This is a genomic window from Nostoc sp. (genome assembly GCF_054880495.1).
The window spans coordinates 24413-31360 of sequence record NZ_JBTYKD010000129.1; the positions used below are offsets into that span (position 1 = coordinate 24413).

2 protein-coding genes and 1 pseudogene are annotated in these 6948 nt (G+C 42.0%); 1 reads left to right on the top strand and 2 read right to left on the bottom strand.

Going from position 1 to position 6948, the window contains the following annotated elements; genetic code table 11:
* Positions 1-10: 10 nt before the first annotated feature.
* Positions 11-1636, top strand: coding sequence for a glycosyltransferase family 39 protein (locus ACYTXL_RS13870; protein WP_461925259.1), 1626 nt, complete (start codon positions 11-13; stop codon positions 1634-1636).
* Between the two features lie 73 nt (positions 1637-1709).
* Here ACYTXL_RS13870 and ACYTXL_RS13875 read toward each other — a convergent pair.
* Both ACYTXL_RS13875 and nifJ read right to left on the bottom strand, forming a co-directional pair.
* Positions 1710-2048: pseudogene (locus ACYTXL_RS13875) on the bottom strand (IS4 family transposase); the annotation flags it as partial.
* A gap of 152 nt (positions 2049-2200) precedes the next feature.
* Positions 2201-5902 carry a pyruvate:ferredoxin (flavodoxin) oxidoreductase gene (gene nifJ, locus ACYTXL_RS13880; RefSeq protein ID WP_461925260.1) on the bottom strand — a complete coding sequence of 1234 codons (3702 nt, stop codon included), beginning with the start codon at positions 5900-5902 and terminating at the stop codon, positions 2201-2203.
* Between the last annotated feature and the right edge of the window lie 1046 nt (positions 5903-6948).

Below are 6948 nucleotides of genomic sequence, written 5' to 3' on the forward strand. Positions count from 1 at the left end.
AAAACTACTTATGCGCCATCTCAAATTTGCTCCGAGTTGGTTGCGATTTTTAATGATTTTCTTATTGGTGATGGGTATATTGTTTCGCTTTTTTAACCTTGATGGCAAAGTTTTCTGGCATGATGAAACTTATACCTCATTGCGGATTTCTGGTTACACAATTAATCAAGCAAAACAGCAACTTTTTAATAATCGTGTCATTGGTAAAGAAAGTTTTGCCCAGTTTCAAGGTGTAAATCCAAAAAAAAGCTTAAATGACACAATTATGACTTTGGCAAAAGAAGATTCTCAACATCCACCGTTGTATTATCTAATAGCCAGATTGTGGATGCAAATCTTTGGTAATTCGGTTATGGCAATTAGAAGTTTATCTGCCTGCATCAGTTTGCTGGTTTTCCCTTGTGTTTATTGGCTATGCCGAGAATTATTTAATGTGCCATTATCGGTTACTGGTGTAGCGATCGCACTCATGGCAATTTCTCCAATTCATCTAGTATACGCCCAAGAAGCACAAGAATATATCCTCTGGTTAGTCACTATATTACTATCCAGTGCATCTCTGCTGCAAGCAATGCAGCTGGAATCACAAGATAAAGATGAGCTACTAAAAAAACGACAACGACCAGATTTATTTGCTATCTGGAGCATTTATGCAGTAACTTTAGTCATCAGTCTTTATACATTTATTTGGAGTGCATTTTTAGCAGTTGCTCACGGAATTTATGTAATAATCACTGCCAAATGTCAGTTGACTGAAACTGTCAGAACTTATGTGTTAGCATCACTGGTAGCTTTTTTAGGCTTCATGCCTTGGCTAACAATTGTGTCGGGTGAGTTTTTTAAATTTTTAATTTCAGCAGATAAGACAACAACACAGTTATCTTTGATGCCTACATTTCCATTTTTAATGATGCAGTTAAGCCGGATTTTTTTTGATATAGACCTTAGATCAGACAATTATCTAAATTATTTAATTACACCAATTTTTTTAACTTTGGTAGGATATTCAATTTATTTTCTTTGTCAAACAACTAACTATAAAGTCTGGTTTTTTTTGCTCACATTGATTGTAGTGCCAGCACTACCACTAATACTGCCAAGTTTAATTGCTGGGGGTGTACAAGCATCTACCGAACCATATTTAATACCATCTTATTTAGGAATCCAAGTGACTGTTGCTTATTTACTAGCTACGCAACTATATAATGGGAGTATGTCACGCCGGAGCATTTGGAAAATAATCATCGGATTAGTGATTATTTGTGGTCTGATTTCATCTAAGGTGAGTTCTCAGGCTGAAACTTGGTGGAATAAGGGTATGAGTTATGACAATCCCCAAGTTGCCCAAATCATCAATCAAAGTACTCGCCCACTTTTGATTAGTGATGCTTTGGGTAACAATTATGGTAATGTCTTTTCTCTGAGTTATCTTTTGGAACCAAAAGTGCGATTTCTGTTAGTAAATAACCAAAAAATTCCCAAAATTCCTGATGGGTTTACTGATGTTTTTTTATTCAATCCTTCAGATATTTGGCGCGAAAAAATCGAAAAAAAGTATAAATTAAAGACAGATATTGTTTGCAGTGACAACTATTATTCGGTCTGGAAATTGGTTAAATCTCCTAAGCTGCGCTAACGTCATATCTCACCTAAGAATAAATTATCTGCAAGTTGATAGTAGGGGCACAGCAATGCTCATTGGTGTCAACTTAAGAAGATTTTGCCCAAATTTGTTGGGTGTAAGCGTCAATCTCTCGATGGCGCTTACGCCTAGTTTTGACTAATCCAAACAGCTTTTGATGTTCCACAAGATAAGAAACAGCGTCACTGGCATCACCACGTAGAACAGCTTGAGAAAAATGGTATAAACTACGAAACACCATTTCTGTAGAAATTCGCTCTTTTGGTTAGTTGAGAGCGATGCCTACGGCGGTAAACTACGCTACGTCAATACACAATTGGTTAAGAACAGCATAAAAAATCCAAGTAGCCAGAATTTGGATTTGTACGCCATTGGTGTCGCCCACCCAGATATACGCTAAACCTAAGAACATCAATTCCGATGTTCTTAGATTACATCTTAATGCTGCCTTTTTGCTTAAGTTGACACCAATGAGCATTGCTGTGCCCCTACGACAGATGTGGTTCAAATACATGATTTCTGCTGTAAATGCCGATTAGCTTATTTACACCCATCTATTTAGTCATCAACATCACGCTTTGCCAAATATTGGTACATCTGCCAACGTGCATCTACCTCAGCTTGCGCTTGTTCTAACAAGTGCTTGGCAACGTCGGGTTTGCTCTTGGTGAGCATTTTAAAACGATTTTCTTGATACATCGAATCTTCTACCGATTGCTTAGGCGATCGCATATCCAATTGCAAAGGATTTTTACCCTGTTTGAGCAACTCTGGATTATGCCGATACAGCAACCATCGACCTGATTCTACCAGAGTTTTCTGGTGATTCATCCCTGTAGTCATATTAATCCCGTGGGCGATGCAATGGCTGTAAGCAATAATTAGTGATGGACCATCATAAGCTTCTGCTTCCAGAAACGCTTTGAGGGTATGTTCATCTCTAGCACCAAGAGCTACACTCGCTACGTAGACATTTCCGTAGGTCATGGCAATCATACCCAAGTCTTTCTTCGGTGCAGGCTTGCCACTGGCGGCATATTTGGCAACTGCGGCTCGTGGCGTAGCTTTAGAAGATTGACCGCCTGTATTAGAATACACTTCTGTATCCATTACTAAGATGTTGACATTCCGACCACTAGCGATTACATGATCGATACCGCCAAAATCAATATCATAAGCCCAACCGTCACCGCCAACAATCCAGACGCTTTTTCTCACCAAGTAGTCTGCAAGGGATTTGAGATTTTGGACTTCGGCTACGCTCAGTCGAACGATTTTGGATTTGAGACTTTCCTGCGGAACGCTAGGCGTAGCTTGCTTCTCCGTTCGCGGAGCGTCTCGTAGAGAAGGAGTACGGCTACGCTCAGTCGAACGATTGGCTTCGAGAGTTAGGATTTCATCTAGCTTTTGTTTCAACAGCGCTATCCGTTCTCGTTGTTCCCAAATATCAGCCTCAGATTTTTGTTCAGCTTTGAGGATGGACTGAGCAAGGTTTTCATCTATTTCACTCCCCAATCGTTGCAACAATTCCGCCGCAAACTCAGCTTGTTTGTCGAGGGAAAGGCGGAAGCCAAAACCGAATTCGGCGTTATCTTCAAATAGATTATTAGACCACGCAGGGCCGCGTCCTTGGGCGTTGGTTGTCCAAGGAGTGGTGGGGAGATTGCCACCATAAATTGAGGAGCAGCCTGTAGCATTGGCAATGAGGGCGCGATCGCCAAACAATTGTGTTAATAATTTTAAATAAGGTGTTTCACCACAACCTGCACAAGCACCAGAGAATTCAAATAAAGGTTCTTGCAGTTGTTGTTGGCGAATCTGATTTAATTTTAGCGATCGCCTGTCAGGATTGGGTAAACTCAAGAAGAAATCCCAGTTTTTCCGCTCTTGTTCTTGTAAAGGCAGCTGCTCTGCCATATTAATTGCTTTCCGCAATGGCTCAAACTTATTTTTAGCCGGGCAAATATCTACACAAATGGCGCATCCTGTGCAGTCTTCTGGGGCAACTTGAATGGTAAATTTTTGATTGGCAAAGTCTTTATCTTTTGCACCAGTTGATTTAAAGGTTTCTGGTGCATTGACTAACTCATCTGATTGATAAGCCTTGGCACGGATGGCACTGTGCGGACAAACCATCACGCACTTACCACACTGAACGCAGACATCCAGATCCCACACAGGTATCTCTTCAGCAACGTTACGTTTTTCCCACTTGGCAGTACCTACGGGAAAAGTACCATCAACAGGTAGTGTGCTAACAGGTAAGTCATCACCTTCCCATACCATGATTTTGCCCAGAACTTCCCGCACAAAATCGGGAGCGGAGTTAAGAGTACAGACGCGATTAATCGCGTCTGTACAGGAGTTAGGAGTTAGGATTGTCTGTGGTACATCTACCTTATGCAAGTTTTCTAAGGTGTTGTCTACAGCTTGCAAGTTCATGCGGACGACTTCTGCACCTTTTTTACCGTAGGTTTTGTCAATCGCTTGTTTGATTTTAGCGATCGCTTCTTGTTGTGGCAAGACACCCGCTAAGGCAAAGAAGCAAACCTGCATAATAGTGTTAATTCTTCCACCCATGCCACTTTCACGCGCAACCTGGCTAGCATTGATTACGTATAACTTCAAATGCTTATTGATAATTTGCTGCTGCACCTTGAGCGGCAAATTTTCCCAAACGGTATCTGCATTATATGGACTGTTAAGCAGCAAAGTCGCCCCAGGAATAGCAGCCTTCAGAATATCTATGCGTTCCAGAAATCCCCAATGATGGCAACCAATAAAGTTAGCTTGGTCAATTAGGTAGGTGGAGCGAATTGGCTCTTTGCCGAAGCGTAGGTGAGAAACGGTCATCGAACCAGATTTCTTGGAGTCATAGACAAAGTAGCCTTGGGCGTAATTGTCGGTTTCTTCACCAATAATCTTAATAGAGTTTTTATTAGCCCCAACAGTACCATCAGCGCCCAACCCATAGAACATTGCGCGAACAACATTATCCGATTCTGTGGAGAAGTTAGGGTCAAAACTCAAGGAAGTATGACTAACGTCGTCATTAATCCCAATCGTAAAGTGATTTTTTGGTTTAGCTTTACCAAGGTTATCAAAAATGCCCTTCACCATCGCCGGAGTAAATTCTTTGGAAGAAAGACCGTAACGACCACCAATAATTTTGGGGAATGAGATAAAATTGTCTCCCTCATCTCCCCACGCCTCATGAATTGCAGCCACAACATCCAAATACAACGGTTCCCCGGCGCTACCTGCTTCTTTGGTGCGGTCAAGAACAGCGATCGCTTTTACACTAGTTGGTAATACTGCAACAAACCTTTGGACATCAAAGGGGCGGTAAAGTCGCACTTTTACAACACCAAGTTTTTCACCACGGGCGTTAAGGTAATCTATTGTTTCATGAACGGTTTCACAGCCGGAACCCATAATAACGATAATGCGATCGGCATCCTTAGCCCCGTAATATTCATAGATTTGGTAATATCTTCCCGTGCGTTCTCCAAATTGATCCATGATGCGTTGGACAATTTCTGGACAAGCGTTGTAGTAAGGGTTAGCGCCTTCACGTCCTTGGAAGTAGACATCAGGGTTTTGGGCAGTACCGCGCAAAACTGGACAATCTGGGGTCAGCGCCCGGCTGCGGTGGGCGAGTATTAGGTGATCGTGGATGAGCGATCGCAAATCCTCATCTGACAGCAGTTTAACCTTCTGTACTTCATGCGAGGTGCGGAAACCATCAAAGAAGTGCATAAACGAGACTCGCGCTTCTAGGGTAGCAGCATGGGCAATGAGAGCAAAATCTTGACTTTCCTGCACCGAAGCCGAACACAGCAAAGCAAAACCAGTTGCACGAGCTGCCATTACATCGCTATGATCACCAAAAATTGATAAAGCGTGGGTAGCCAGGGAACGGGCGGCAACGTGAACCACAGCGCTAGTCAACTCACCAGCAATTTTGTAGAAGTTGGGTATCATCAACAATAATCCCTGAGATGCCGTGAAAGTGGTACTCAGGGAACCTGTTTGCAATGCTCCATGTACAGCGCCGGCGGCTCCTCCCTCGCTCTGCATTTGCACCACGCTGGGAATAGTACCCCAGAGGTTAGGACGACCTTCTGCTGACCAAGCATCAGCCCATTCACCCATTGCTGAAGAGGGGGTGATGGGATAAATCGCAATCACTTCATTTAATTTGTAAGCAACACGGGCGACAGCCTCATTCCCGTCAATGGTTGCAAAGGTTTTAGCCATAATATGATTTTTGTCCCCGCCTTTAAGCTGCATTATCAGAACGTGTAAATATAAGAATCAGAAATAGCCACAACTCAAAAGTGAGTTATATGGATTAAATATTTATTGCTAGGATTGACTCTGTATTTAAAGGAGAATTTATTGATGACTTTCGGCTTTTAATTTAACTTTAAATAAATCCTGCATCTATTAATATCTCATCTGCAATTCTGCATCTATTAATATGTATTAATAATGTACTCAATAACCAAAGTCTCTGTTTGATAATACTTTCAAGCAATCTATTCTTTTTTATGGGGTATAGGGTCGGGAATCTCTAATACAAAATATTCCCGAAATCAGGAAATTTATCGAAATGAATCGAACGGGATCGCGCAGCTTAGTTGTGTTTGCGATGCCTGAGTTGAACGTAGCGATCGCACTTAGCCGAGATTAAACCAATGCTACCTCATATAGCAGTAGACAGACAGCTTAGGACATTCGCAAACCCTAAGAGAGCGGCTGTCACAGCTATCCATAGCAGAATTGTCCTAACCATTATGGCAGCCGCTATACTTTGGCGATATCGAGGTTCAATGGAGGTGACGCGCCATCACTACTTTTTATCGTAAATAAAAGGGTTTAAGACCCCAACTATTACACGTAGCGCGGAGTTGGAGCCACTCAGCCGCCGATCAGTTTCAGTCGGGGTTTAAATCCCCCAAAGTTGCCTCCTCCACCCCCGCAAGGCACTTCTCTTCTCTGCGAGAGGCTACGCGAACGTCTGAAAATGTCTTTAATTACGAATTACAAACTTGTACTGAGCGCAGCCGTTGGCGTAGCCTCTCGTAGAGAAGTATTACGAATTACGAATTATTTATATTTCATCTCACTTTTTTGCATTGCTGCCATAAAGTTTAACCAAAGGTAAACCTCTGTTAGGAATACTACTAAGAAAAAGTTGCTTGATATCATTCGACTTATATGATAAAAATGAACTTAATAGTGCAATGATGGTTGATATCAACACCAAACTAAAGTGAACACCTGTCAAGATAAAAACCAAT